Source organism: Microthrixaceae bacterium (assembly GCA_023957975.1).
Lineage (GTDB): Bacteria > Actinomycetota > Acidimicrobiia > Acidimicrobiales > Microtrichaceae > JAMLGM01.
In genome coordinates this window covers 96,419-119,991 of sequence record JAMLGM010000009.1, presented here as the reverse complement: position 1 = coordinate 119,991, position 23,573 = coordinate 96,419, and the positions used below count along the sequence as shown (strand labels likewise).

The following is a 23,573-nucleotide window of genomic DNA, read 5'->3' as shown; positions in this document are numbered from 1 at the left end:
GCTGCTTGTGAGGCTACGGCATGGTCGGGTGGCGGTCGGGGTGCGCCTTGAGGTCGAGTTTCCAGTCCCGAAATCGATCGTGAAGGCGCCCGCTGGGGCCGATTCCGGAACCGGTGCCGTCGGGGTGAAGCCGAAAGGTGAACGAACGCGACAGGTCGTCTTTGTGGCCGGCCCAGTAACGGGCGTGATCTCTCGCCGCGGGTCCCGTCCTCCACAGCAGCCACGGACCGATCCGTCTCTTGTAGAACGTTCGGCGGGTGCGACCGGCTCCGGTCTGGTCCGGAGCCTCCGGTGGGAGCGTGAGGTGTAGGTCGATCAGGTCGCGGGGAGCCTCGATCCACGAGGACACCTCGATGTTGCGGTCGCGCAACGGCGTCAGTGGCAGGTCGTCGGTGTGGACCGGCGTGGCGTCGATGGGGCGCTGTTCGGCGTTGATGGCCGGCTCGGGCATCTCAACAACGTACCCCTCGCCTCGAATCTGCCCTTCCTCGCGTGGCCGTCCTCGCGCGGCCGTCGTGGGTCGGTCGCGGGTCGGTCGGTCGCTGGTGGCCCACGACGGCTCGCTGATCGGGTCGTGCTAGACGGGCGTTGTGCCCTTTACGTTTCTGGCTCATCAGGCGCCGGTTCTGCCCATCAAACGTCGCTGGCCCGAACAGGTCGATGGGGTGGCGCTCGTCGTTGGATCGATGATCCCTGACGCCTGGTACATCACCGTCGGCTGGCTCTACGGGCCGATGGGGATCGCACTGTGGGTCGATGGTCATCAGCTCTCAAATTCCTTGAACACCATCCTTGTTCCCGCCACCGTCATCGCGTTGGCGGTGCGGCGGTGGGTGCTTGTCGACGCGTGGCGTCCGAGGTGGTGGATCACTGCGGTGAGCGCCTATGTCGGTGGGCTCACACATCTTGTGCTCGACGAGCTCACCCACTGGCACGTCGGGGGGATCCCGATCGGCCAGGTCGCGAGTTCACTGCTGCTGATGCTGGTGGTCTTGGAACTGATGCGGCGATGGTGGCCCCAGTGGAGAGCCCGGGTTACCCCGCTCGGGCGCCACGGGCGCGGGGTCCTTATGGCTGCGACGGTGGGCGGTGTTGCCTGGGCGCTGGCTCGCAACGGTGACGGGGTGATGGCCAGGTTCTTCACCGCCGTCAATGCCGCCGCGATCGGTTGGATCGTCGCCGCCGCGGTCGATCCGATCGCACGGCGGGCGCGCAGAATCGCCGCCGGAGAAAGAATTGCCGCCGGAGAGAGAATCGCCGCCGGGGAGTAAGAGGCGGGGTTGGAGAGTGGTGCCAGGCCGACAGCGCCTGGTCCACGCCGAGTCGGTAGCCGTCCCGGGTCGGTCGGGCCTGGACATCCAGGCCCGGGTCATCGTGGGTTCATGGGGCCGTCAGCTGGGCCTCGCCGGTTCATTGGCGTATCGGTGGTTGGGGTGGTTTGGTCGGGGTGAGGGAGAGTTGCCCGACTGTGGGGCGCCCGGCCCTCGTCGCTCCACCGGTTCGTCCGGTCCTGCCCGAGTTTCGGCCTGTGTTTGACCGGCGGGCGTCGTGGGGTCGGTGGATGCGGGTGTTGGGGGTGGCGGTCATTCGGTCGTAGCGGCGTCGGATGGTGGCGATCGCGTCAGCGAGGTCGATGGTTCCGCCGCGGACTTTCACTTTGGGCCGAATCGGTGGTTCGGGTTGGGTGTTCAACTCTTCGGGGATGGGGCCTTGGCGTTGTACGCCGTGTTGTTGTCCCCAGATGGTGATCCCGCAGGGGTGGGTGTAGAGGGTCCATCCGTCGGTGGTGATGTGCATGGCCCAGCCGACGCGGTGCACCAGGCCGTGGTGGTGTCGGCACAGGCACGCCAGGTTGTTCACCGCGGTGGAGCCGCCGTTGCGGTGATGGCGAACATGGTGGGCTTCGGTGTGGTGTGCGGGAGCATCGCAGCCGGGGAAACAACAACCCCCGTCACGCGCTGCGAGTGCGGCGCGTTGAGCATCGGTCGCCAATCGCACGGAGTGGCCGACATCCAACGGTTGGCCCAACGAGTCCAACAGGACAGCGCGGAGTTCTGGGTCACACATCATCCGTTCGATCACGTCCGCGGTGAGTGGATCACCCGTAGGCGAATACGCGCGTGGTTGGCCGTGTTCGTCGGCCTGCAGAATCACTGACACTTCTGCGGTTCTTGGCCGGTAGTTGCCCGACAGGGTGAACTGGGTGCCGAAACGGCACAGGTCCATCAACGCTTTGGCCCGCAACTGCGATTCTGATGTTGTCGGTGACCCGCCGAACTGTTCGGCGTCGTTTCGAACCTGTTTGCGGTGACGTGCGGTGGCGTCGTTGATGGCTTGGCGGACAACCTCCGCGTAGTCGCCGAAAAACTCTCCGACGACCTCCACACCGATGACACCGTCGGGGCCGTGGATGTCGCGTAGATCGAGCCAGGACTCTTCTGCTGGTGGGGCGGGTTCGGTGCCGTCGGTGTCGACGAGGCGTGCCAACGCGGCGATGACCCTTTCCCATTTCGCGAACGTCAAATGCTTGGCGAGGTCCAGCATGGGCCCGGCGTTGTCGGACCAGGTGGGTTCGATACGCGGGTTCGACCACCGTCCGATCACGACCAGGTGATCAAACCCCACGACACCGGACCGCAGCCGGTCCAACACGTCGGGCCGATACCGCCGCCGCACCGCCCGAGCGACCGAAACCCGCCGGGCCGCGGTCACCCCCGAACAACGAGCCGTCTTCGACACCCACGCTTTGGTGGACAGGCCCTCGACGACGTCGGTCATCCCAACAGCATCCAACTCCCCGAGCGCGTCGATCATGTGCAGATCCAAACGGCGTTGCAGCTCGAACAGGACCGCAACATCGTCGATCCCGGCACCCAGGCTATTCAGCTCGCTGTCGAAGCCATCGAACATATGTATGACTCTAAACGCGACCACCGACAACGAAGCCCGAGACGCCGAGAATCCTCGAGAATTCTCGAGGATCTCCGGAAATCAAGGCCAGGCACCCAAGCCTGATTGGTCAACAGGGCCGAAGTCCGCTGGCGGCGGTCAGCCGATCAGTCCCACTGCTGGAGGCGCACCATGTTGCCGGCGGGGTCCCTGAACGCGCAGTCCCGCGCCCCGTACGGCATGTCGGTCGGCTCCTGGATGACCTCGACACCGTGGGCTTCGATCTGGGCGAACGTCTCGTCGACGTTCGGGGTGGCGAGGACGATTCCGGCGAAGACACCCTTTGCCATCATTTCGGCGATCGATCGCCGTTCGTCCTCGGACACGCCGGGGTCGACGACCGGCGGTTGCAGCACGATCGAGACGTCCGGTTGGCCCGTGGGTCCCACGGTGATCCAACGCATGTCCTCGTAGCCGACGTCGAGTCGGACCTCAAAGCCGAGGACGTCGCGGTAGAACGCGACTGAGGCATCTGGGTCGATGTGGGGAAGGAATGAGTTGCGGATGGTGATGTTCATGGTGTCGAACCTACGGGTGTGCTCGCAGAAGGGCTTCTCGATTCCTGATCGGTTTGGTGGCGTGTCGGGCCACGCACGACGGGATGCCGTTGGTGTTGGTCGCACCGATTGGCGTTGAAGCCGTGGCGGCGGCGTTGGCGTCAGCAGCTAGCCGCCGATATGCGCTCGGCGACATGGAGACGAGTTCGGTGAACCGAGTGCTGAACGTGCCGAGGGAACTGAATCCGACGGCGAAACACACCTCGGTCACGCTGAGGTCCCCGCGACGCAACAGCATCATCGCCCGCTCGACGCGACGGGTCATCAGGTACGAGTACGGCGGCTCGCCGTAGGCGGCTTTGAACTGTCGACTGAGGTGTCCGGCTGACATGCCCGCATCGCGAGCGAGTGATTCGACATCGAGGGGCAGCGCGTGCTCGCGGTCGATCCGGTCCCGAACCCGACGTAACAGAACCAGTTCGTCCAGGTGGCGCCGGTCGGCTACCAACCCCGGTCGACCCATTCGTCGAAATGAGGTTTCTCGGCGCCGATGGTCGTGTCGAGGCCGTGGCCGGGCATGACGATCGTGTTGTCGTCGAGGCCCCGGTAGAGGCGTTCGTCGATGGAGGCCATGATCGCGGTGAAGTCGCCACCCTCCAATGACGTGTTGCCTGCACCACCGGGGAACAGGGTGTCGCCGCTGAAGAGTAGGGGCTTGTTCTCGACGACGAAACACATCGACCCGGGGGTGTGGCCTGGGGTGTGGATGGTGCGCACGCGCAATTCGCCGACCTGGATGACCGTGTCGTCGTCGAGGATCTCGTCGTAGCTCGGCAGCATCGCAGCGTCCTCGGTCGTCACCCCGACGGAGAATCCGGCATCGCGCATCGCGGTCACGGCCTGGATGTGATCCCAGTGCCCGTGGGTCTCCACGATGCGGCGAACCCCTAGTGCCCGTGCGAGTTCGAGGAGGCGATCGTGCTCGTTGGCGGCATCGAAGAGCAGCGCCTCGCCGGTGTGGCGACACCGCAGAACGAACACGTTGTTCTCGAACGGGCCGACGACGACCTTGTGAATCTCAAGATCGGTGTCGGCATGATGCAACGTGGTGTCGGCCATGGGTCCATGTTGCCCCAAATGGCGGCGTAGAGCCGGGCGGAACCGATGTGGTTGCATCGGCACCGCAAGCGAGGGTGGTAGGCGATGTCGTGGGCCGGGCATCTAGGCTGAGCTGCCATGAACATGCTCGCAGCTATTGGTTCGACCGGTTACAACGTCTTGTTGGTCCTTCACCTTCTCGCGATGGCGGTCTGGTTCGGGGCGAACGTCGCCATCGGCGTGACCCACGGGCGGGCCGTCGGGGCATCGAACGAGATCATCGGCTGGCTCGCTGGTGTTCAGCGCATGGTGTCGATGCGCATCAAGAGCGCGGCGTTTCTCGTGCTCTTCGTCACCGGCATGGGCCTCGTGGGCATGAGCAAGGAAATTTTCAAGATGTCCGACCCGTTCGTGTCGGTTGGATTCTTCGCCATCATCCTCGGCGGAGCGCTCGGTGGGATGGTGTATGCCCCCGGCTCCCGGGCGGTCGAGGCCGCTGCGAAGGACGGCGACGCTGCGGCGATCAAGCGTCACAACGACAAGATGGGACTCATCGGCATGGTCGAGTCGCTCGTCGTCGTGATCACCGTGTTGTTCATGGTGTTCAAGTGGGGTTGATCAGCTGCGGCTGAGCACCAGTCCTACGACTCGGTCGACACCACATCGAAGCCGAGGGCCAACGCGACGGGAATCTGCGCGGGGTCGAACGTCGCGAACCGGACCGGTCGTGGAAGTCGATCCGCGGCCGCAAGGTGAAGCGCGTCAATCGTGCGCAACGGCTGGGTCCGACCCAACTCGCTCGCTCGGTCGAGGCACCGCTGGTCGACCGGTACGACGTGGATGCGCTCCCAATCGTCGCGCAGGGTGCGCCGTAAGACATCCGCCCGTTCGGGGTCGTCACCGATCTGATCGATCAGCATCAATGCCTCGCTGAGGGCCAACGCCGACGCGCACCAGTCGTCGTCGGAGCGCATCGCGTCCAGCACGATCGGACGAAACGGGCCGTCGAGATAGCGCGCCAACAACGCGGTGGTGTCCAACATGAGCGTCACCGGCCGCGCACCTCACGCACGAGTTGATCGAGGCGCGTCCCCGCCCACATGGGCATGACGAACTCCGGTTCGGGCCGATCGCTGCGCCGTGCCGCGATGATGAGCCCCTTGGCGGCGAGATCGTCGATGGTCAGGTGGTCGAGGTCGGCCTCAAGTGGTCCGAGTTGGGCGACCGGCGTGCCGTCGATCGTGACGACGATGCGTTCGCCCGCTCCGGCCCGACGCAGGTGGGCCGAAAGATCGGCGCGTAGATCGCGTACCCCGATGCGTTCCATCGCCGGACCTTAGCGAAGCTCTGGCGACGATGTACAGCGATGGTGTACAGCGGTGTACACCGCGCCGATTGTGCCGTCGGCCAACACGCCACAGAATGTCGCCATGAATTTCGCCTTCTCAGAAGAACAAGAAGAACTGCGCAAGATCGTTCGCGACTTCCTCAACGCGAAGTCCTCCGAGTCGACGGTGCGTGAGCTCATGGAAACCGAGTCGGGCTATGACCCGGCGGTGTGGAGCCAGCTCGCCGAACAGCTCGGCGTGCAGAGCCTGATCATCCCTGAGGAGTTCGGCGGGCAGGGGTTCGGGTACGTCGAACTCATCGTCGTGCTCGAGGAGATGGGACGCCGCCTGTTGTGTGCCCCGTTCTTTTCGACCGTCGCACTCGCCACGAACGCGCTGCTGTCTTCGGGCGACGATGCCGCCAAGGCCGACTACCTGCCCGGTATCGCCTCGGGCGAGACCATCGCGACCCTCGCCTTCACCGAGGCCAACGGTCGTTGGGATGAAGCTGGTATCACCATCGAGGCCACGAAGTCGGGTGACGGATACACGATCTCGGGCGAGAAGATGTACGTGCTCGACGGCCACACCGCGAACCTCGTCCTCGTCGCCGCTCGAACCGGCGGGGCGGTGAGCCTGTTCGCCGTCGAGGGCGGTGCCGCCGGCCTGAACGCCACCCCGCTGTCGACCATGGACCAGACCCGCAAGCAGGCGAAGGTCACCTTCGACAACACCCCCGCCCGACTCGTCGGCGCGGAAGGTTCCGGCTGGGACATCTTGAGCCGTACCCTCGACCTCGCCGCTGTGGCCCTCGCCGCCGAGCAGGTTGGCGGCGCCCAGGAGTGCTTGGAGATGGCGGTGCAGTACGCCAAGGACCGCGTGCAGTTCGGCCGGCCGATCGGTTCGTTCCAGGCCATCAAGCACAAGTGCGCCGACATGCTGTTGGAGGTCGAATCGGCCAAGTCCGCCGCCTACTACGCCGGCTGGTGCGCCTCGGAACTGAACGACGAACTGCCGTCGGTCGCCTCGCTGGCCAAGAGCTACTGCTCGGAGGCGTACTTCCACACAACCGCCGAGAACATCCAGATTCACGGCGGCATCGGCTTCACGTGGGAGCACCCCGCGCACCTGTACTTCAAGCGGGCGAAGAGCTCGGAGCTGTTCCTCGGCGATCCGACCTATCACCGCGAGCTGCTCGCCCAGCGAATCGGTATCTGATTCTCCGGTCCTCGCCCTCAAAAACCCGTTCTCCGATAACCAGTGGTCGTGATCACGACCACTGGTTATCGGAGAACCGGCGAGGTCAACCGAACGGGTGAGCGGTGTTCAGCGAGCGATGACCGTGTCGCGGATGTCGAACGCGAAGTTCACCTGCGCATCGATGCCCACGGCGACGAAACGTGCGGGGTTGTTCCCCTTCCTCAGCGCCGAGGCGGGCAAGGTGATGCAACTCGCGGCCGGGTGCCCGTCTGAGACGCCGGTCACCGCTGACTTGAACGTTCCCTTGCCCGGGAGTTCGATCGCCCAAGCGGTGATCGTCGGCTCGTCGGAGGTGAGGAACACACACACCGTGCGTCGGCCGACCGCCTGCGCCGGGTACGCGCTCCACAAAGTCAACTTCGGCGGCGTCGTATCGACTGGCGTCGGGGCCGGGGCCAGTACGGATCCACCTGGTGGCGTGGCTGGCGGCGTTGTCGTGGGTGTGGGCGGCGCAGCCGTGGTAGTTGGTGCAGCGGTCGTGGTGGTCGTCGTAGGTGCAGCGCTCGTCGTAGGTGCAGCGCTCGTCGTAGGTGCAGCGCTCGTCGTAGGTGCAGCGCTCGTCGTGGGAGCAGCGGTCGTGGTCGTGCCGCCAGGCGTGAGCGGTGCGACCGACAGCCCGATGGCCTGGTTCAAGAAGCCGTCCTGTTGCTGTCCGCGCCGAATGGTGTCCCCATAGCCCAACCGCCCGCCTTCGCCGTTGCCCCAGCAGGTGATCGCTCCTGTGGTCGAGGTCGCGCAGGCGTGGTAGACACCCGCCGTGATTGCGGCGGTGTCTCCGGGCAGCGCGATCGGTGAAACCGTGGTCACCAACTCGTTGTCGCCGAGGTAGAACCATCCACTGTCGGGCGCGGTTTCGGCGCCGACCGCAGCGACGTTGCCTCCGAGTCCGAGCTGGCCCACCGAATTCATCCCGAAACAACGCACCTTCGACGTATTCAACACGACGCAGGTGTAGTCATACCCGGCGGAGACCTGAACGGCCTTGTCTGGCCCGAGGTTGACCGCGCCGAACGCATCGACCGGCTCGTTGTCGCCGATCACCGGTGAGGTTCCGCTGTCGACGGAGCGACCGAGTCCGAGGCGGCCGTGTTCGGCGTCGCCCCAGCAGTACACCTCGCCGCCAGCGGTGACGGCGCAGGTGTGGAAGTACGATGCCGACGCGGCGACGATCGGCCGGCCGGACAGGGTGATCATCCCGTTGGCGTTGGCGCTCCCTTGTCCGGTTGCTCCATAGCCGTTGTAGCCCCAGCACTGCAGCGACCCATTGCTCAACACGGCGCAGGCATGTTGACGACCTGCGGTGATCGAGGTGGCCTGGGACGCCAGCACGACCGTGCTCGGGAACTGCGTCGGACCGGTGCTGCCGCCCCCGACCTGTCCCCAACACGACACCGCGCCGCTCGTCAGTAGCGCACATGAGAAGTTCCAGCCGGCCGCCACCTGAACGGCTTTGCCCGGAACGATCACCTTGGTGGGCGTTTCAATGATCTCGCCGACATGGGTGGCCGTCTGGGAACCGCTGACGCGTCCGTACGCGTCGTTGCCCCAACACGACACGTCGCCGGCGGTCGAGAGCGCGCAAGCGTGGTCGCGGCCGACCGAAACGCTGGCTGCGGTCGCCCCGCCCGGCAAGGCGAGTGTGGCGGCGCTCGCCGCGCTCAAGATGTCCGCCGGAGCGCCACCGGTGATACCCGATGTTGTGCCGCCCCAGCAACGAACCGTGCCAGACACGACGGCACACGTGTTGCCGTAGCCCGCTGCGACCGTCGACGCTACGGCAGCGCGTTGGGGCGTCGTCGCCCCGCCCGGATCGGAGTTTGCACCAGCTTGGCTGGTGATGACACCGCCAGTGAACGCAGAGAATACGAGCGCCCCAAGCGCGACGCCGGCCCCCAGCCTGCGAAGTTTCATTCCAAGTCGCCTTTCGTTCTTGGGCCAGCCGACCCACTCGGGGACGGTACGGAAGGAGCGCGGGCGACGCAAGGGGGCTATCGGGAAACCGGTGTGCGGGAGCAAGTGCGCTGGCAAGCACTAGCGTCGGGGTCGTGATCTGGTTGTTTGTCGTGCTCAGCGCGTTGAGCGCGTTCGTCATTGCAGCGGTCGCGGTGGGTTCCGTGGTGTCGCAGCAGGGTGAAAAGGCGCGACCGGCCGTCTACGACCTCGACACGGCGGTGATCTTCGTGGGCGATCGACTCCCCGCGGAAATGACGGCGGTGCTGAGCTACGACGAGGTGCGCCAGGTGCTGCTGTGGCATCTCGACTACATGCAAGCCAAGGGGGTCGCGTCCTACCGAACCGACGCCGAGGTGAACGACGAGCTGGTGGTCGTCGACGACGACGAGCCGGTCGCATGGATTCTCGGCAAAGCCGACGAATCGGATCTCGAACTGACCGACGAACAAGTCGCGGCCGTGCTGTTGCAGCAGGCCGAGTACTACCGGCGGATCGGCGCGGTCGGCCCGCAGGTCGCAACCCCGTAGTCGCGGAGGGACGAACCGGGGCGCGACGGTTTCGGCACCGGACCGAAAGGCGCGTAACATCGCCGCTATGAAGCGCCTCGGTAAGTTCGAACACAACCGCTACGTCGGTGACAAGCGCAGCCAGGTTGTGTACGACATCGACGAACTCGACGACGAGTATCGGTCGGTCATCGACGAGTTGATGGCGGCCGAGACGTATCTGTGTTTCGGGCCCGACACCCTCGATGAGGCGCGCAACCGCGGCTATCGCCTGTTCGGTCCGCAACGACGCACCGCCGAGTCCGCGGCGAACTAGCTCGTCGCCGCATCATGGCCGGCGAAGCGACGATGGACTCGGTGCTCGAGGTCGACGGCTTACGCCTTTCGGCGCACATTGCCCGCCCGACACAGGATCGCGGCATCCCCGAATCGCTGCTGCCCGGGGTCGTCGTGTGTCATGGGTTTCCTGTTCGGGGCCGTGAGGCTCCGGCTTCCGGCAAGTCGTTTCCGGAGTTGGCCGATCGCATCGCACACGAGATGGGCTGGCTCGCGATGACGATGAATTTTCGCGGTTGCGGCAGGTCCGAGGGCGACTTCTCGCTCAGCGGATGGGTGCAAGACATCGAGGCGGCCGTCAGCCATCTGCAGGATCTCGGGGCGAGCGCCGTGTGGTTGGCGGGCTTCGGCAGCGGTGGCGCCCTCACGTTGTGCGCCGGCGCTCGTCGACCCGACGTTCGCGGAGTGGCCGCCGTCTCCGCACCGGCGGATTTCAGCGATTGGGCACGCCATCCCCGTCGCCTCGTCGAGCACTCTCGAAGCGTTGGCGTGATCAAGACTCCCGGGTATCCCTTCGACTTCGACCGATGGGCGGGGGAGTTTCGTGGGCTCACGGCGGTGTCAGCAGCCGAGCGTTTGGCGCCGCGGCCGCTTCTGGTGATGCACGGTGAGGTCGATGACCTCGTTCCGAGTATCGACGCGCGTGCGATTGCCGACGCGCATGGGAATGCTGAATTGCGAATCATCGCCGGAGGCGGTCACGAGTTGCGCCACGACCCTCGGGCGATCGCGGTGCTGTTGGGATGGTTGAACCGCCAGCACAACGCCGCCGTGGCGGACGCCTGAGCGACGGAACCCTCCGGATTGCCCCGTAGACTGTTCGGCTATGCGTTGGAGCGGTGACGGGCGGATTCGGGGGCGTCGATGACAGGTTCGACGTTTCTGTCCCGGCCAGGTCGGGTACACGCAGCATTCATCCCCGCCGAACCGCCGAGGTCCTCGCGGCTGGCCCTGTGGCACCGCGACCCCGAAGTCGTGGATGCGCTCGAATCCCTGGGGGCGCGCGGCTCGATCGATGTGGTGATCCCCGGTGACGTCGGGGTTGAACGGGTTGAGGTGGATGCGGTCTTCCTGCCGATGGCGGCCGCGATCGACTGGTTGATGGGTTCGTCGAACGAGATGGCCTCGACCCATGCGCTAGCGCGGGTGGTGCGGTCGGCGCTCGGCTTGGTCGCCCGCGGCCTGCTGCAACCCTCGGTGTCCGACGACGGTACCGACCGCTGGGTGGTGTCGCCGCTCACCTCCGATGACCTCATCGTCCGGTCGCTGTTGGTGACACACCTGCCCCCGAGTGCGCACTGCATCGCGACCGGTGTCGGGGCGGAGCGGATGCAGGCGGCGGCTGAGGTCGTTCATGGCCTGATCGCTGCGGTCGTGGACTCGATGCCTCGAACGCCGGGAGCGGCGGTTGCGGTCGACCAGGTGGCGTGGGCGACCGGCGCTGCGGTCGACGTGTCTCGGCTCCGTTCCCGACTGGCGGGCACCGAGGTGCACGAGCGTGTCACGGTGGGGTTGCGGGTGATCCCACCTCTGGATGAGGGGCTCGCGTTCACGTGTGAGGTTCAGGTGCGCTCCACCAGCGACCCGGCCGTGATTTCGAGTGCTGCGCAGTTGTGGGCCGGCGAGGTCGACTGGGTGGATCGCAGCGCAGAGTTGGAGGTGTTGCGCACCCTGCGCCGCGGGGCCGAGCGGTGGAAGCCCCTCGAGCGTCTGTTGGAACTGCCCGAGCCGGTCGGGATGGAACTCGACGATTCCGAAGCGATGGAACTCCTCGCCAACGCCGCCTCCGGGCTGACGATGGCGGGCCTTGAGATTCTGGTGCCCGCGGCGTTGACCCGGTCGCTTCGCGCCCATGCGACCGTCGATTCCGGCTGGCAGCGCGATGGGGTCGGTGGCCTCGACCTGTCGGCGGTGGTCGATCTGACGTGGCGCGCCACGGTCGACGGGGAGCCGGTGTCGGAAGAGGAGCTGCAGCGCCTCGCTGACGCGCAGCGGCCCGTTGTGAAACTGCGCGGCGAGTGGGTGGTGGTCGACGCGGCGGTCATCTCGCGAATCGGACGTCGTGACACCCTCCGTGCCTCGGACGCGCTCGCCGCTGCGCTCGGCGGATTCGTGAGCTTCGACGGACAGTTTGTCGAGGTTGACGTCGCCGGTCCGATCGCCGACCTCGCCGAACGCGTGCGTTCGGCGGGGGCGTTGCACGACGCGGTCGATCCGTTCGGGCTGAACGCAACGCTTCGTCCCTACCAGCGGCGCGGAGTCGCGTGGATCGACGAGATGGCTCGGCTCCGCCTCGGTGGGGTCCTCGCAGATGACATGGGTCTCGGCAAGACGATCCAGGTGATCGCAACGTTGCTGCGCCGTCTCGACGACCCCGATGTGACCGCGATCGGACCGACGCTGGTGGTCTGTCCGGCATCGGTCGTGGCGAACTGGCAACGCGAGATCACCCGATTCGCGCCCAGCCTGCGATGCGTCGCCTACGTCGGCCTCGAGCGCAGCCTGCCGACGTTGGGTGCCGATGACGTGGTGGTCACCACCTATGGGCTCGCCCGTCGAGACATTGACGAGTTGGTCGAGATCGACTGGCAACTCGTCGTCGCCGACGAGGCTCAGCACATCAAGAACCCGACCTCGGCGACGGCTCGCGCCATGCGCCGTTTCACCTCCGGTTCGCGCCTGGCGATGACCGGTACTCCCGTCGAGAACCGACTGGCCGACCTGTGGGCGCTGCTCGACTGGACGACACCGGGGTTGCTGGGTTCGCTGGAGACATTCCGACGGCGCATCGCCATTCCCATCGAACGCGACCGCGACCCGCTCGCCACCGAACGGTTCGCCCGGTTGATCGCCCCGTTCGTGCTGCGACGTCGCAAAGACGACCCCGACATCGTCCCCGAGCTGCCGCCGAAAACCGAGACCGTGCATCCCGTCGTGCTGAGCGCCGAACAGGCCGGACTGTACCGCGCGGTGTCGCAGGAGCTCATGGTCGAGATCGAGGCAGCGAGTGGACTGGCGCGGCGAGGCCTGGTGTTCAAACTGCTCACCGCCCTCAAGCAGATCTGCAATCACCCGGCGCAATACCTCAAACAGGAGGGGCCGCTCGAACATCGTTCCGGGAAGTTGGAGGCATTCGACGAACTCGTCGACGCGATCTGCGACGCCGGCGATTCGGTGCTGGTGTTCACCCAGTACGTGGTGATGGGCAACTTGTTGTCGAACCGGCTGCGTGGCCGTGGAATCGATGCCCGCTTCCTCGACGGCTCGACCCCGTTGGATCGTCGCGCCGATCTCGTGGACCGGTTCCAGGAACGCGAGTTCCAGGTGTTCATCATCTCGCTCAAGGCTGGCGGTACCGGCTTGAACCTGACCGCCGCGACCCACGTCATCCACTACGACCGCTGGTGGAATCCGGCGGTCGAGAATCAGGCGTCGGACCGGGCGTGGCGCATCGGCCAGGACCGCCCGGTACAGATTCATCAGCTCATCTGCGAGGGAACGCTCGAGGAGCGTATCGCCGAGTTGCTCGACGAGAAGCGGGCGTTGGCCGACGCGGTCGTCGGAGCCGGCGAGGCGTGGCTCGCCGAGCTGACCAATGACGACCTGGCAGAACTCGTGGAGTTGGGGGTGCAGGCGTGACGGGTTTCGACGACGGGTCGTCGTCGCTCGGAGCGCGGTGGATCGACTGGTTGGAGCGTCGCAGCGGCATCGACCCGACCAGGCTCACCGCCGGCAGAAATCAAGCGAGACGTCATCCGATGCGTCCGTTGGTGATCGACCGCGGGGAGGCTCGTAGCGAGGACACCCGGGTCGAGTTCGAGCGGTTCACCTCCCAGCGCTGGCGTCAGGTCCTTGAGGTGCTTGGCACAAAGTCGGGACATGTCGCTGCACTCTTGGACGGCGAACTGTCGAGCGCGATCCTCGACGAACTGGCGGACGCCGGGATCGAACTGTTCGCGACCGCCGACGAGATCGCCTCGAGTTGTCGCTGCGACGAATGGGGTGACCCGTGCCGCCACGCCGCGGCGGTGCTGTATCGCCTCGCCACCGAATTCGACAGCGACCCGTTGGCGCTGGTGACACTTCGGGGGCTGCGTCGCGATGACCTTGCTGCACTCTGGAATGAGCTTCGCGGAATCGAGCCGCAGCCGGCGACCGTCGAGGAGCCAGATGCCGCCGAGATCTGGGCTGGCGTGTCCCTTGCGGAAGCCGAATCTGTCGAGCTCCCGCCGATGCCAGCAGGCTTGGGGGCGCTGTTGGGGGCTCCCGAGCTTCTCGCGGCACCGGATCCGTGGGAACCCGACTTGGCGGCGAAGGACCCGATCGACCCCCACAGCGTCGACGAGCTGGCCCTCGATGCCACCGAACGCGCCTGGGCGGTGCTTGCCGATGGCGCCTCGGCGGGTCTCGTCGGGACGGTGCACGGCGACCTGGCGAGGCGTGCGGCCAATCTCCAGCACACGCCAGGGATGGCGATGCTGGCGTCGAGAACCAGGCAGAGTGTTGAAACGCTGCGGTCCTGGGCGGCGGCGTGGAGCCTCGGTGGCGATGTCGCCGTCGAGGTGCTTGCGGAGCCGCGATCGCGGCTCATCGATCAGCGGCGGCTGGCCGAGGGGCGCGATGCGCTCGTCGAGATGGGGATCTCGAAGCGGACGGTCGCGCTGAACTACGACTCGCTCGGAATGCCGGGTGGGGTGAAGTTGGTGATCGGTGCCGACGGGCGGTGGTACCGGTTGCGCTCCGAGCCCGGGGTCCGCGGTCGCCCCGAGACCTGGCTGCTCGACGGTCCGGGATCGTACGAGGTCGAGGACCTGGTGGGCGACGACGAGGCGTGATCAGCCGCCGGGAATCTCGAAGGGGAAGGGTGCCAGCAGAAACCCGGTGAGATCGTCGTCGGGGACGGTGCCGTGCACGAGGAAGTCGACGAAGGGCCCTACCGGAAGGTCCGTTGCGAAGTAGGCCTCGCCGGCATTGAACATCCCGGGAACGAGGAGGGCCACGACGAGTGCCGCCGCGCTGATCCAGGCCGATCCGTTGGCCGGCGAGGTGGACCGCGTCGAGGGAACCGTCCCACCGGATGGAATCACCCGGATCCCCACCAGGATTGCTGCACCTGCGAGCACGGGTGCGCTCACCATCGAATACACGCGGGTCTGATCGAGGGTGATCAGCATCGGTGCCAGCGACGCGAAAGCTCCGATGCCCAGGAGCACTGCAGCGTGACGCGGGGCTCCGGTCGCTCGTGGTGAACGGCTACACCACAGTGCGAGTGCGGCAACGGCGACCCACAACGGCCCCCACAGCGAGTAGATCAGCCAGCCGGGTGACAGGCGATGGTGCTCGGCGAATCCTTGAACGCCGATGGAGAGAAACGACGTCCTCGAGGTCGAAATGGTGATGTCGTTGAGGCGAAGGTAGCCCTCGACGATCATGCGGCCGGCGGCGACTCCGAGCAGCGGTGCGGTGGCCGCGGCCAGGCGCGGTCTGGTAATCCACGTCAGCGGCACCCGGCTCGCAAGCTTGTAGACGCCCTCGGCGGTGGGGGCGTCGCCGAGGAGGTCGATGGCGAGGCTGACGACCACCGCGATGAGGGCTGCCGCGAACCCCTGCTCGGAATGCGACAGCCCCAACAGCACGCCGAGCGCCACGCGGGCAGGCCACGACCGGGCGATGACGATCGACATGGCGAGGGGAAAGGTGAGCGCGTCGGGTTGGCCGAGCCATTGCATCACCACCGTGGTGCCCGGTGCGGCGGCGAGGGCGACGACCAGCGTCCTGGCGCTGAGATAGCCGAAACGGCGATGGGTCAGTGCCACGACCAACGCGGTCGCGACGAGGAACAGGCCCAGGTGGACCCGGACGTACAGGTGCGGGTCGGTCGAGCCGAGGAGTCGGGCGATGGCTTGACCCAACACGTTGGTGAGGAGGTAATCGCCGCCGATGCCGGACCCCTCGAACGGGTTCGATCCGAGGTGCTTCGACAGCTCCGAGAAGATCGCCAGGTTGGGGGTGGCCCAGAGGCGGTTGCGAAACAGTGCCACGACCAGCGCGACCATTGCCCAGGCGGCAAGCCGGGCGGTTTCGGCCCTCGCGGTTTCGGCCCTCGGGGTGCCGTCGGGCCTCGGCGCTTTGCTCCCGGTGGTCGAAGGCGTGTCAGCGGTCATGTCGAAAAGGCGATCTCTCGGTTCACGCCGTGACCTTGGCGGCGGCTGCGGCCTTCTTCTTCGCCTTTGCCGCCTTCTTCGCCTCGCGCACCGCCAGAAGCGAGGCTTCGTCGTGCACGTCGGCGACCGACCGTGGTTGGTCGTCGCCGAACGGTTCGGAGGCGAGTTCCCACCCCTGCGGTCGGCGGCCGAATCGCTTTGCGAGCAATGCCACAAAAATGCGGGACTTCTCGTCGCCGAACCCGGGGACCTCGCGGACGCGAGTCAGCAGGGTGGCCCCGTCGCGTACCCGCTTCCACAGCTTGGAGGCATCGTTGTCGTAGCGCTCGGAGATGAACACGCATGCCTCCCACACCCGAGTGCCCATCGAGGTGGGGTAGCGGTGTATCGCCGGGGTCTGCACGCACACGGCGATGAACTCGTCGAGGTCCATGGCGGCGATTCGCGCGGCGTCGAGGTGGCCGAGGCGTTCGGCGAGGACGGCGGGACCGCTGAACGCCTTTTCCATCGTGACCTGCTGGTCCAGCAACATCCCGAGCAGCAACGCCAACGGGTTGTCGGTGAGGAGTTGGTCGGCGTCGGGGTTGCCGGTGATCGGGAGTTTGACCTTGGACATGGCCCCGATTCTGGCACCTCGACGTCGTCGATCGGTTCGACGGGGCTGAACCGATCGACCATGTCGGACTCGGCTGGTGTCGAGGTCGAGCGGTCGAAACGAGCGGCGAGCGGTTAGCGGCTAACTCAGCGAGTCCACGGCGGTGCCACGTCGGGGTCGACCCCGAAGCGTTCGAGTGCCGAGCGCACCACCGACGCGTCGATCGTGTCGAGGTCCGCGAGTTGGGAAAGCACCGCGACGACCACGTGTGCGGCATCGGTTTCGAAGAATCGACGCAGCGAGGCCCGATCGTCGGAGCGTCCGAACCCGTCGGTTCCGAGCGTGGTCCAGGGGCGAGGCGAGTAGGGGGCCACCTGGTCGGGGACCATGCGCATGAAATCGGTGACCGCGACGATCGGCCCGTCGCCTTGCAGCGCCTCGGTGACGTGGGCCACGCGTCGCGGCTCGCCGGGGTGAAGGCGGTTGTGGCGTTCGACGGCGATCGCGTCCTCGCGCAGTGCCTTGTAGGAGGTGACCGACCAGAGGTCGGCGCCCACCCCGTAGTCCTCGGCGAGGATCTCCGCGGCATCGGCCGCCGCCCGCCAGGCGGTGCCGGAGAACAGGATGGAGGCCGGGATCAGGTCGCCAACTGGTCGCGGCCGCCACTGGTAGAGCCCCTCGATGATTCCCGAGGTCACCTCCTCGGGGGTGAGGTGGGTCGGCATGGCCGGCATGGGGTAGTTCTCGTTGTAGAGGGTGAGGTAGTAAAAGACGTCCTCGCCGTCGCCATACATGCGCTGGATGCCTTCGCGCACGATGATCGCCGTCTCATACGCGAAGGCCGGGTCATAGGCCTGGCACGGCGGAACGGTGGAAGCGAGCACGAGGCTGTGGCCGTCCTGGTGCTGGAGCCCCTCGCCGGCGAGCGTCGTTCGGCCGGCGGTGGCGCCGAGGAGGAAGCCGCGCGCTCGGGCGTCGGCGGCCGCCCAGATCAGGTCGCCAACCCGTTGGAAGCCGAACATCGAATAGAAGATGAAGAACGGCAACATGGGCACGCCGCGGGTGGCGTAGCTGGTTGCGGCCGCTGTCCACGACGCCATCGAACCCGCTTCGGTGATGCCCTCCTCGAGGATCTGCCCGTCGACCGACTCGGCGTAGCTCAACAGAAGATGGTGATCGACCGACTCGTATTTCTGGCCGGCGGATGCGTAGATCCGCAGCTCGCGAAACAGCGAATCCATGCCGAAGGTCCGCGCCTCGTCCGGCACGATCGGCACGATCCGTCGCCCGACGTTGGGGTCTCGAGAAAGGTTGCGCAACAGTCGGGTGAACGCGGTGGTCGTCGAGGCCGGCTGGCCGCCGGACCCGCCGAGGAGCTCGTCGAAGGTCGCGGGCGTGGGTAGGTCGAGTGGCCGTCGGACCCGCGTGGATCGCTGTGGGATCGGCCCACCGAGGGCGCGTCGCCGTTCACGCAGGTACTCCAATTCGCGACTGCCGTCGGGCAGCCTCACGAACGGCGGATCGTCGCCGGCAAGGTCGCTGTCGGAGATGACATCGTGGAGCCGTAGGCGATCGCGCAGCTCCTGCAACTGGTGGGCGTTGAGTTTCTTGATCTGGTGGGTCGCGTTTCGTCCCATCACCTCGGAACCGAGGGTCCAACCCTTGATGGTCTTGGCCAGGATGACCGTCGGCTTGCCGGTCGAGTTGTGGGTCGCCCAGTGGTAGGCGGCGTACAGCTTCTCGTAGTCGTGCCCTCCGCGAGGCAGGTTCGCGATCTGTTCATCGGTGAGGTGAGCCACCATGTCCCGCAACCGGGTGTCGGGGCCGAAGAAGTGTTCACGGGTGTAAGGGCCGTCTTCGACTGCGTAGCGCTGGAACTGTCCGTCCACGGTGGTGTTCATCTTCTCGACGAGCACGCCGTCCACGTCTGCGGAGATGAGTTCATCCCACGCGGAACCCCACACGACTTTGATGACGTTCCATCCGGCCCCGCGAAACGCTCCTTCGAGTTCCTGAATGATCTTGCCGTTGCCCCGAACCGGCCCGTCGAGGCGTTGCAGGTTGCAGTTCACCACCCACGTGAGGTTGTCGAGGCCTTCTCGGCCGGCGAGTGCGATCGATCCGAGCGTTTCCGGTTCGTCACATTCGCCGTCGCCGACGAAGCACCAGACCCGCGATTCGTCGGTGGGGTCGATGCGCCGGTTCTGCAGATACCGATTGAACCGTGCGTGGTAGATGGAATTGATCGGGCCGAGCCCCATCGACACGGTGGGGAACTCCCAGAAATCCGGCATGAGGCGCGGATGGGGGTACGACGACAGCCCGGGGCGAGAGACCTCTCGGCGGAACCCGTGCAGGTCCTCCTCATCGAAGCGGCCTTCGAGGAATGCCCGGGCGTAAATTCCGGGCGCGGCGTGGCCTTGGAAGTAGATATGGTCGCCGGGGTTGCCGTCGCTTTTGCCTCGGAAGAAATGGTTGAAGCCGACGTCGTAGAGGGCAGCCGAGGATGCGAAGGTCGACAGGTGGCCGCCGATGCCATCGGATTCGTGATTGGCGCGCGACACCATCGCGACGGCGTTCCACCGGATGAAGGCGCGGATGCGACGTTCGAGGTCGGTGTCGCCCGGGAACCACGCCTGTTCGTTCGGGGGGATCGTGTTGATGTACGGCGTCGTGACGAGCCCCGAGTTGTCGATACCCATCTCCTCGGCGCGCATCTCCATGCGGCCGATCAGGAAGCTGGCTCGGGGTTTGCCGCGGGTGGCGGCGACCGATTCGAGCGAATCGATCCACTCGGCGGTCTCCTGCGGGTCGACGTCGGGGAGCTGTTGGAGGAAGCCTTCTGCGCTCATCGTTCGTACGTCCTTTGTTTGCTGGAGAAGTGATCTGCCTCCGAGTCTACGAACTAGGGTCGAGCGCCGATGGTGCAGGTCGTGTACACCGATGGCGCGTGCCGCGGGAACCCCGGGCCCGGTGGCTGGGCGTGGGCGCTCGTGGAGGAGGGTCGTGGCGCCGGGCTAAGCGACCGGTGGGCGAGCGGGGCCGAGGCCCACACCACCAATCAGCGCATGGAGGTCATGGCGGCCCACCAGGCGGTGTTGGCGGTTGACGGGCCCATCGAGGTGCGCAGCGATTCAACCTATGTCGTGAAATGCTTCAACGACCGGTGGTATCGGGGCTGGCTGGCGCGAGGTTGGCTCAACAGTCAGAAACAGGCGGTGGCGAACCGCGACCTCTGGGAGCCGTTCATCGACGTGGTGCTCGCCCGTGGCGATGTCACCTTCACCTGGGTGAAGGGTCACGGAACCGATCGGATGAACCAGTTCGTCGATCGGCTCGCGGTGGAGGCGTCGCAGCGTCAACGCGGGGCCGTCGGTGGTGAAGCAGGTCGGGCGCTCGCCGGCGAGTCGGCTGCGCTGTTGTTGGGCGGCCGCGCGACTGGTGAACCTGGAGCGATCGTCGCCCAGGAATCGCTCTTCTAGACCTCGCTCGGAGAGACCTCAAACGTCCAAGCCGTTCCACGGATCCGGTGTAGAACGCTCCGGTTTCAGTACCAGGCCGGTTTCAGTACCAGGATTGGGGCGCTTCGGTGCGTCGTGCGGTCTGCAGGAGCGTGTACGCGCAGTTAGCTTCGGTGGTGCGGTCGACGGCCATCGCCATCTCCTCGGCGGAACGTTCCACAAAGCGGTCGGGGTGGTAGCGCTTCACGATGGCTCGATGTGCGGACACGACCGTTCGCCAACCCGCGTCGGAGCGGAAGTCGGTGAGCGGTTCGATCCCCAGGTCGTAGCACGCCCGGCACTCGGGACTCATGATGATTTCGCTGTGACCCGTCGTGGCCATGATTGCCTTTCACTTCGATCTTGAGTGTGCCTTCACATTCTTCGGACAGTCCTAGCGAAAAGTAAAGCTTTTCCCGGCTTTCTTGACCAAGTGGTCAACCCGTAGAATCCGGGCATGGATATCACCGGATCATCAGCAATCGTCACCGGCGGCGCTTCGGGCCTGGGTGAGGCAACCTCCCGACTGCTTGCCGAAAGGGGAGTCAAGGTCGTCGTCGCCGACCTCGACCGTCAACAGGACCGGGGCGACGCCCTGGCCAACGAGATCGGCGGACTGTTCGTCGCCTGCGACGTCACCGATGCCGAGCAGGTCCAGGCCGCGGTCGATGCCGCGGTCGAAATGGCGCCGTTGAAGTCGCTCGTCAACTGTGCCGGCATCGGCTGGGCGAGCCGCACGATCGGCAAGAACGGTGAGCCGCACGATCTGGAGATCTTCCGCAAGGTCATCGACATCAACCTCGTCGGCTCGTTCAACTGCATCCGTCTCGCCGCGTCGGCGATGAACCGCAACGAGGGCGATGCCGACGGTGCGAAGGGCGCCATCGTCAACACCGCGTCGGTCGCCGCGTACGACGGTCAGATCGGCCAGGCCGCCTACTCCGCATCCAAGGGCGGCGTCGTGGGCATGACGCTCACCATCGCTCGCGACCTTGCGGCCGCGGGGATCCGCGTGAACACGATCGCTCCCGGCCTGATCGACACCCCGATCTACGGCGAGGGCGAGGCCGCCGAGGCGTTCAAGGAGGCGCTCGGCAAGTCCGTGCTGTTCCCCCACCGCCTCGGTGTCAGCGCCGAGTTCGCGTCGCTCGCACTCGAACTGCTCACGAACTCCTACATGAACGCCCAGGACATTCGTCTCGACGGCGGCATCCGGATGCCTCCGAAGGCCTGAGCTTCGCGACGACCCCTGTCGGGGTCCGACTGAACCTGGGCGTATCGACGGTCACCTACGACCGTCGATACGCCCAGGTTCGCGTTTTGCGGCGGTGTCTACTTGGTCGCTCGGCGGCCAACCCAGGTCGGGTGTGTTGCCATCGCCAACAACTCGACGTCTCCGGAGGAGTCTCCGTAGGCCCACACCTCGGGGTCGATGAGACCCGCGGCGTCTATCCACGCGGAGAGCCGGGCGGCCTTTTCGGCCTTGCGGACGTTGTTGCCGACGAGATCGCCGGTGAGTCGGCCGTCGTCTCCAACCGCCATGTCCACGCCGATCACATCGTCGAAGCCAAGATCCTCGGCGATCGGGCGCAGGTAGTAGACGAGCGACGCGCTGACGATGACCTGACGGTGCCCCTGGGCTCGATGCCAGGCGATGCGTTCGAGCGACTCGCGTCGAAACCGGCGCGGCAGTGTTCTCGCATACTGAAGCCCAGCGGCTTCGACCTCGTCGAGTTGGCGCCCTCGCAAAACGTCGGACAGGACCAGTTCCTTGGCGCGGTCGCGTTGGGTGCTGGATCGCAGCCCCCGTGCCAGCACGGGGGCATGGGAAGCGAGCGATTTTGCGACCGCGGATCGTCCGGCGATGAAGGTGAGAAACGGAACGAGGGTGTCGCGCGTCGTGATCGTCTCGTCGAAATCCCACGCCGCGAGCCCGGGCCGTGGAGAGTGCTGGATGCTCATCGACTCAGCGCGCTCGTCGGCTCAGAGCGCGCTCGATCGATTGGTGACGTAGGTGTCGAGGTTCTCCAGCGTCTTGGCCATGTTGACCTTGTGGCGCTTCGGCCACCCGAGCCCCTCGATGTAGAACTTGATCGGCGAGGGTCGCCAATCGAAGGTCTCGGTGACGAGCGTGCGGGGCGTTCCGTCGACGTCGTCGAGCGGTTCGAAGGTGTAGCGCCAGATGTGCTTGCCAGGGTGTTGCCAGGCGATGAGACGATCCTGTTCAAACTCGACGACGGTGCTGGTCAGCCGGTAGGGAAGGAACATCTTCATGTTCATCCCGAACTTGGACCCCAGCTTCAGCGGTTCGCTCTTGCCGGTGGAGGAACGAACGGTTCCCGAGCCATCGATCACCGGGTGGAACGAGGCATCCGCGACGATCTTGAACAGTTCTGCTGGCGCTGCGGCGATCTCACGTGATGCCGAAACCTGCTTGGCGTCGTCGGTCATGGTTGCTCCGTTTCGGATTCTCGGGGGTTAACGAATGAGATTGGTGAGTGCGCTTCGCAGTTCGGGAAACCGGAAGGCGAAGCCGTCGTCGTCCAGTTTCTTGGGAAGCACTCGTTGACTTTCGAGCAGGAGCGTATCCGCCAACTCCCGACCGAACAGCAGCCGGGGGCCGAACTGGGGGATCACGCCGCATGGGCGGCGCAGCACCGACGCGAGCGTCGAGGCGAACTCGGCGTTGGTGACCGGGTTCGGAGCGGTGAGGTTGACCGGTCCGGCCACGGGGCGTTCGAGCAGCCAGACGATGGCCCGGACGTGATCGTCGAGGTGAATCCAGCTCTGAAATTGCCGGCCGTTTCCGCTGCGCCCACCGAGGCCGAGTTTGAAGGGCAACAGCTGTTGTTTGAGGGCACCGCCCTCGGCCGACAACACGATGCCGGTGCGTAACAAGGCCGTGGAGACCCCGAGTTCAACCGCCGGTGCGGCGGCGGCTTCCCAGCGCCGAACCACGTCGGCCAGGAACCCGGACCCGGCCGGCGAGTTCTCGGTGAGGACTTGAGCGCCACAATCGCCGTAGTAGCCGATCGCCGACCCCGACAGGAACCTCGTCGGCGGTCGAGAGGAGCGCGCCATGGCGTCGACCAACAACTCGGTCGAACGTACGCGGCTGTCGACGATGCGTCGCTTCTGCTCGGTGGTCCAGCGCTTGGCGCCGATCGGTTCGCCGGCGAGATTGACCACCGCGTCGAAGCCGTCGATCGCTCCGTCGGCGAGTACGCCCCGGTCGGGGTCCCACACGATCGTGTCGACACCGGGTCGACGCGAGATCGTCACCGCCTCGTGCCCGACGGAACGGAGTTCGGCGACGAGACGGCTGCCGATCAGACCCGTGGCACCGCTGACAGCGACTCGCATGGTGTCGTGATGGCCGTGTCGTGA

25 protein-coding genes are annotated in these 23,573 nt (G+C 66.0%); 10 read left to right on the top strand and 15 right to left on the bottom strand.

Annotated features, from left to right (window positions below; all coding sequences use genetic code 11):
- Positions 1-13 precede the first annotated feature (13 nt).
- On the bottom strand, positions 14-451 hold the full coding sequence (locus M9952_13275; protein ID MCO5313896.1) for a hypothetical protein: 438 nt from the start codon (positions 449-451) through the stop codon (positions 14-16).
- A gap of 139 nt (positions 452-590) precedes the next feature.
- Here M9952_13275 and M9952_13270 point away from each other — a divergent pair, with 139 nt between their 5' ends.
- Positions 591-1,271, top strand: a complete 681-nt coding sequence (locus tag M9952_13270; protein MCO5313895.1) for a DUF4184 family protein — start codon at positions 591-593, stop codon at positions 1,269-1,271.
- Between the two features lie 139 nt (positions 1,272-1,410).
- On the opposite strand, the gene M9952_13265 is transcribed toward M9952_13270, so the two are convergent.
- The 4 genes from M9952_13265 to M9952_13250 all read right to left on the bottom strand — a co-directional run bounded on the left by M9952_13265 (position 1,411) and on the right by M9952_13250 (position 4,565).
- A complete protein-coding gene (locus M9952_13265) occupies positions 1,411-2,910 on the bottom strand; it encodes an HNH endonuclease (GenBank protein ID MCO5313894.1) in 1,500 nt (499 codons plus the stop codon).
- A 146-nt stretch (positions 2,911-3,056) separates the two neighbouring features.
- Complete coding sequence (locus M9952_13260) at positions 3,057-3,467, bottom strand: VOC family protein (GenBank protein MCO5313893.1); 411 nt, start codon at positions 3,465-3,467, stop codon at positions 3,057-3,059.
- 10 nt (positions 3,468-3,477) lie between these two features.
- On the bottom strand, positions 3,478-3,837 hold the full coding sequence (locus tag M9952_13255; GenBank protein ID MCO5313892.1) for a helix-turn-helix transcriptional regulator: 360 nt from the start codon (positions 3,835-3,837) through the stop codon (positions 3,478-3,480).
- 110 nt (positions 3,838-3,947) lie between these two features.
- Positions 3,948-4,565, bottom strand: a complete 618-nt coding sequence (locus M9952_13250) for an MBL fold metallo-hydrolase (GenBank protein ID MCO5313891.1) — start codon at positions 4,563-4,565, stop codon at positions 3,948-3,950.
- A 117-nt stretch (positions 4,566-4,682) separates the two neighbouring features.
- On the opposite strand from M9952_13250, the gene M9952_13245 reads away from it, so the two are divergent.
- On the top strand, positions 4,683-5,162 hold the full coding sequence (locus M9952_13245) for a hypothetical protein (GenBank protein ID MCO5313890.1): 480 nt from the start codon (positions 4,683-4,685) through the stop codon (positions 5,160-5,162).
- A 23-nt stretch (positions 5,163-5,185) separates the two neighbouring features.
- Here M9952_13245 and M9952_13240 read toward each other — a convergent pair whose 3' ends face one another.
- Together M9952_13240 and M9952_13235 are read right to left on the bottom strand one after the other, a co-directional pair.
- On the bottom strand, positions 5,186-5,587 hold the full coding sequence (locus tag M9952_13240) for a type II toxin-antitoxin system VapC family toxin (GenBank protein ID MCO5313889.1): 402 nt from the start codon (positions 5,585-5,587) through the stop codon (positions 5,186-5,188).
- A gap of 5 nt (positions 5,588-5,592) precedes the next feature.
- The gene (locus tag M9952_13235) at positions 5,593-5,871 is read right to left on the bottom strand and encodes a hypothetical protein (GenBank protein ID MCO5313888.1); all 279 of its coding nucleotides are present in this window, start codon (positions 5,869-5,871) and stop codon (positions 5,593-5,595) included.
- A gap of 103 nt (positions 5,872-5,974) precedes the next feature.
- Here M9952_13235 and M9952_13230 point away from each other — a divergent pair, with 103 nt between their 5' ends.
- Complete coding sequence (locus M9952_13230) at positions 5,975-7,090, top strand: acyl-CoA/acyl-ACP dehydrogenase (protein MCO5313887.1); 1,116 nt, start codon at positions 5,975-5,977, stop codon at positions 7,088-7,090.
- A 108-nt stretch (positions 7,091-7,198) separates the two neighbouring features.
- Here M9952_13230 and M9952_13225 read toward each other — a convergent pair whose 3' ends face one another.
- A complete protein-coding gene (locus tag M9952_13225) occupies positions 7,199-9,043 on the bottom strand; it encodes a hypothetical protein (protein ID MCO5313886.1) in 1,845 nt (614 codons plus the stop codon).
- Between the two features lie 134 nt (positions 9,044-9,177).
- Here M9952_13225 and M9952_13220 point away from each other — a divergent pair, with 134 nt between their 5' ends.
- The 5 genes from M9952_13220 (at position 9,178) to M9952_13200 (ending at position 14,762) form a co-directional block, all read left to right on the top strand.
- On the top strand, positions 9,178-9,612 hold the full coding sequence (locus tag M9952_13220; GenBank protein ID MCO5313885.1) for a hypothetical protein: 435 nt from the start codon (positions 9,178-9,180) through the stop codon (positions 9,610-9,612).
- 67 nt (positions 9,613-9,679) lie between these two features.
- Entirely contained in the window at positions 9,680-9,907 is a 228-nt protein-coding gene (locus tag M9952_13215) for a hypothetical protein (GenBank protein MCO5313884.1), read from the top strand.
- 14 nt (positions 9,908-9,921) lie between these two features.
- Positions 9,922-10,713, top strand: coding sequence for a lysophospholipase (locus M9952_13210; protein MCO5313883.1), 792 nt, complete (start codon positions 9,922-9,924; stop codon positions 10,711-10,713).
- Positions 10,714-10,791: 78 nt separating this feature from the next.
- Positions 10,792-13,566: a DEAD/DEAH box helicase gene (locus M9952_13205; GenBank protein ID MCO5313882.1), complete on the top strand. Its 2,775-nt coding sequence runs from the start codon at positions 10,792-10,794 to the stop codon at positions 13,564-13,566.
- On the top strand, positions 13,563-14,762 hold the full coding sequence (locus M9952_13200) for an SWIM zinc finger family protein (GenBank protein MCO5313881.1): 1,200 nt from the start codon (positions 13,563-13,565) through the stop codon (positions 14,760-14,762). Before M9952_13205 ends, M9952_13200 begins: the two co-directional genes overlap by 4 nt.
- On the opposite strand, the gene M9952_13195 is transcribed toward M9952_13200, so the two are convergent.
- The 3 genes from M9952_13195 to aceE all read right to left on the bottom strand — a co-directional run bounded on the left by M9952_13195 (position 14,763) and on the right by aceE (position 19,538).
- Entirely contained in the window at positions 14,763-16,091 is a 1,329-nt protein-coding gene (locus tag M9952_13195; protein ID MCO5313880.1) for a hypothetical protein, read from the bottom strand. It lies immediately after the preceding gene.
- 22 nt (positions 16,092-16,113) lie between these two features.
- A complete protein-coding gene (locus M9952_13190) occupies positions 16,114-16,707 on the bottom strand; it encodes a Fe-S cluster assembly protein HesB (protein MCO5313879.1) in 594 nt (197 codons plus the stop codon).
- A gap of 125 nt (positions 16,708-16,832) precedes the next feature.
- Positions 16,833-19,538, bottom strand: a complete 2,706-nt coding sequence (gene aceE / locus M9952_13185; protein ID MCO5313878.1) for a pyruvate dehydrogenase (acetyl-transferring), homodimeric type — start codon at positions 19,536-19,538, stop codon at positions 16,833-16,835.
- A gap of 69 nt (positions 19,539-19,607) precedes the next feature.
- On the opposite strand from aceE, the gene M9952_13180 reads away from it, so the two are divergent.
- The gene (locus M9952_13180; protein ID MCO5313877.1) at positions 19,608-20,168 is read left to right on the top strand and encodes a ribonuclease HI; all 561 of its coding nucleotides are present in this window, start codon (positions 19,608-19,610) and stop codon (positions 20,166-20,168) included.
- 82 nt (positions 20,169-20,250) lie between these two features.
- Here the strand turns inward: M9952_13180 and M9952_13175 are convergent, their stop codons facing one another.
- The gene (locus tag M9952_13175; protein MCO5313876.1) at positions 20,251-20,529 is read right to left on the bottom strand and encodes a hypothetical protein; all 279 of its coding nucleotides are present in this window, start codon (positions 20,527-20,529) and stop codon (positions 20,251-20,253) included.
- Positions 20,530-20,643: 114 nt separating this feature from the next.
- Between M9952_13175 and M9952_13170 the strand changes: the two genes are divergently transcribed.
- On the top strand, positions 20,644-21,420 hold the full coding sequence (locus tag M9952_13170; protein MCO5313875.1) for an SDR family NAD(P)-dependent oxidoreductase: 777 nt from the start codon (positions 20,644-20,646) through the stop codon (positions 21,418-21,420).
- Positions 21,421-21,518: 98 nt separating this feature from the next.
- Here the strand turns inward: M9952_13170 and M9952_13165 are convergent, their stop codons facing one another.
- From M9952_13165 to M9952_13155, 3 genes are read right to left on the bottom strand one after another with little or no spacing between them, the layout of a single operon-like run.
- Positions 21,519-22,148: an HAD-IB family hydrolase gene (locus tag M9952_13165; protein MCO5313874.1), complete on the bottom strand. Its 630-nt coding sequence runs from the start codon at positions 22,146-22,148 to the stop codon at positions 21,519-21,521.
- A 21-nt stretch (positions 22,149-22,169) separates the two neighbouring features.
- Entirely contained in the window at positions 22,170-22,637 is a 468-nt protein-coding gene (locus tag M9952_13160) for an SRPBCC family protein (protein MCO5313873.1), read from the bottom strand.
- 27 nt (positions 22,638-22,664) lie between these two features.
- On the bottom strand, positions 22,665-23,549 hold the full coding sequence (locus tag M9952_13155) for a TIGR01777 family oxidoreductase (GenBank protein MCO5313872.1): 885 nt from the start codon (positions 23,547-23,549) through the stop codon (positions 22,665-22,667).
- Positions 23,550-23,573: the final 24 nt, after the last annotated feature.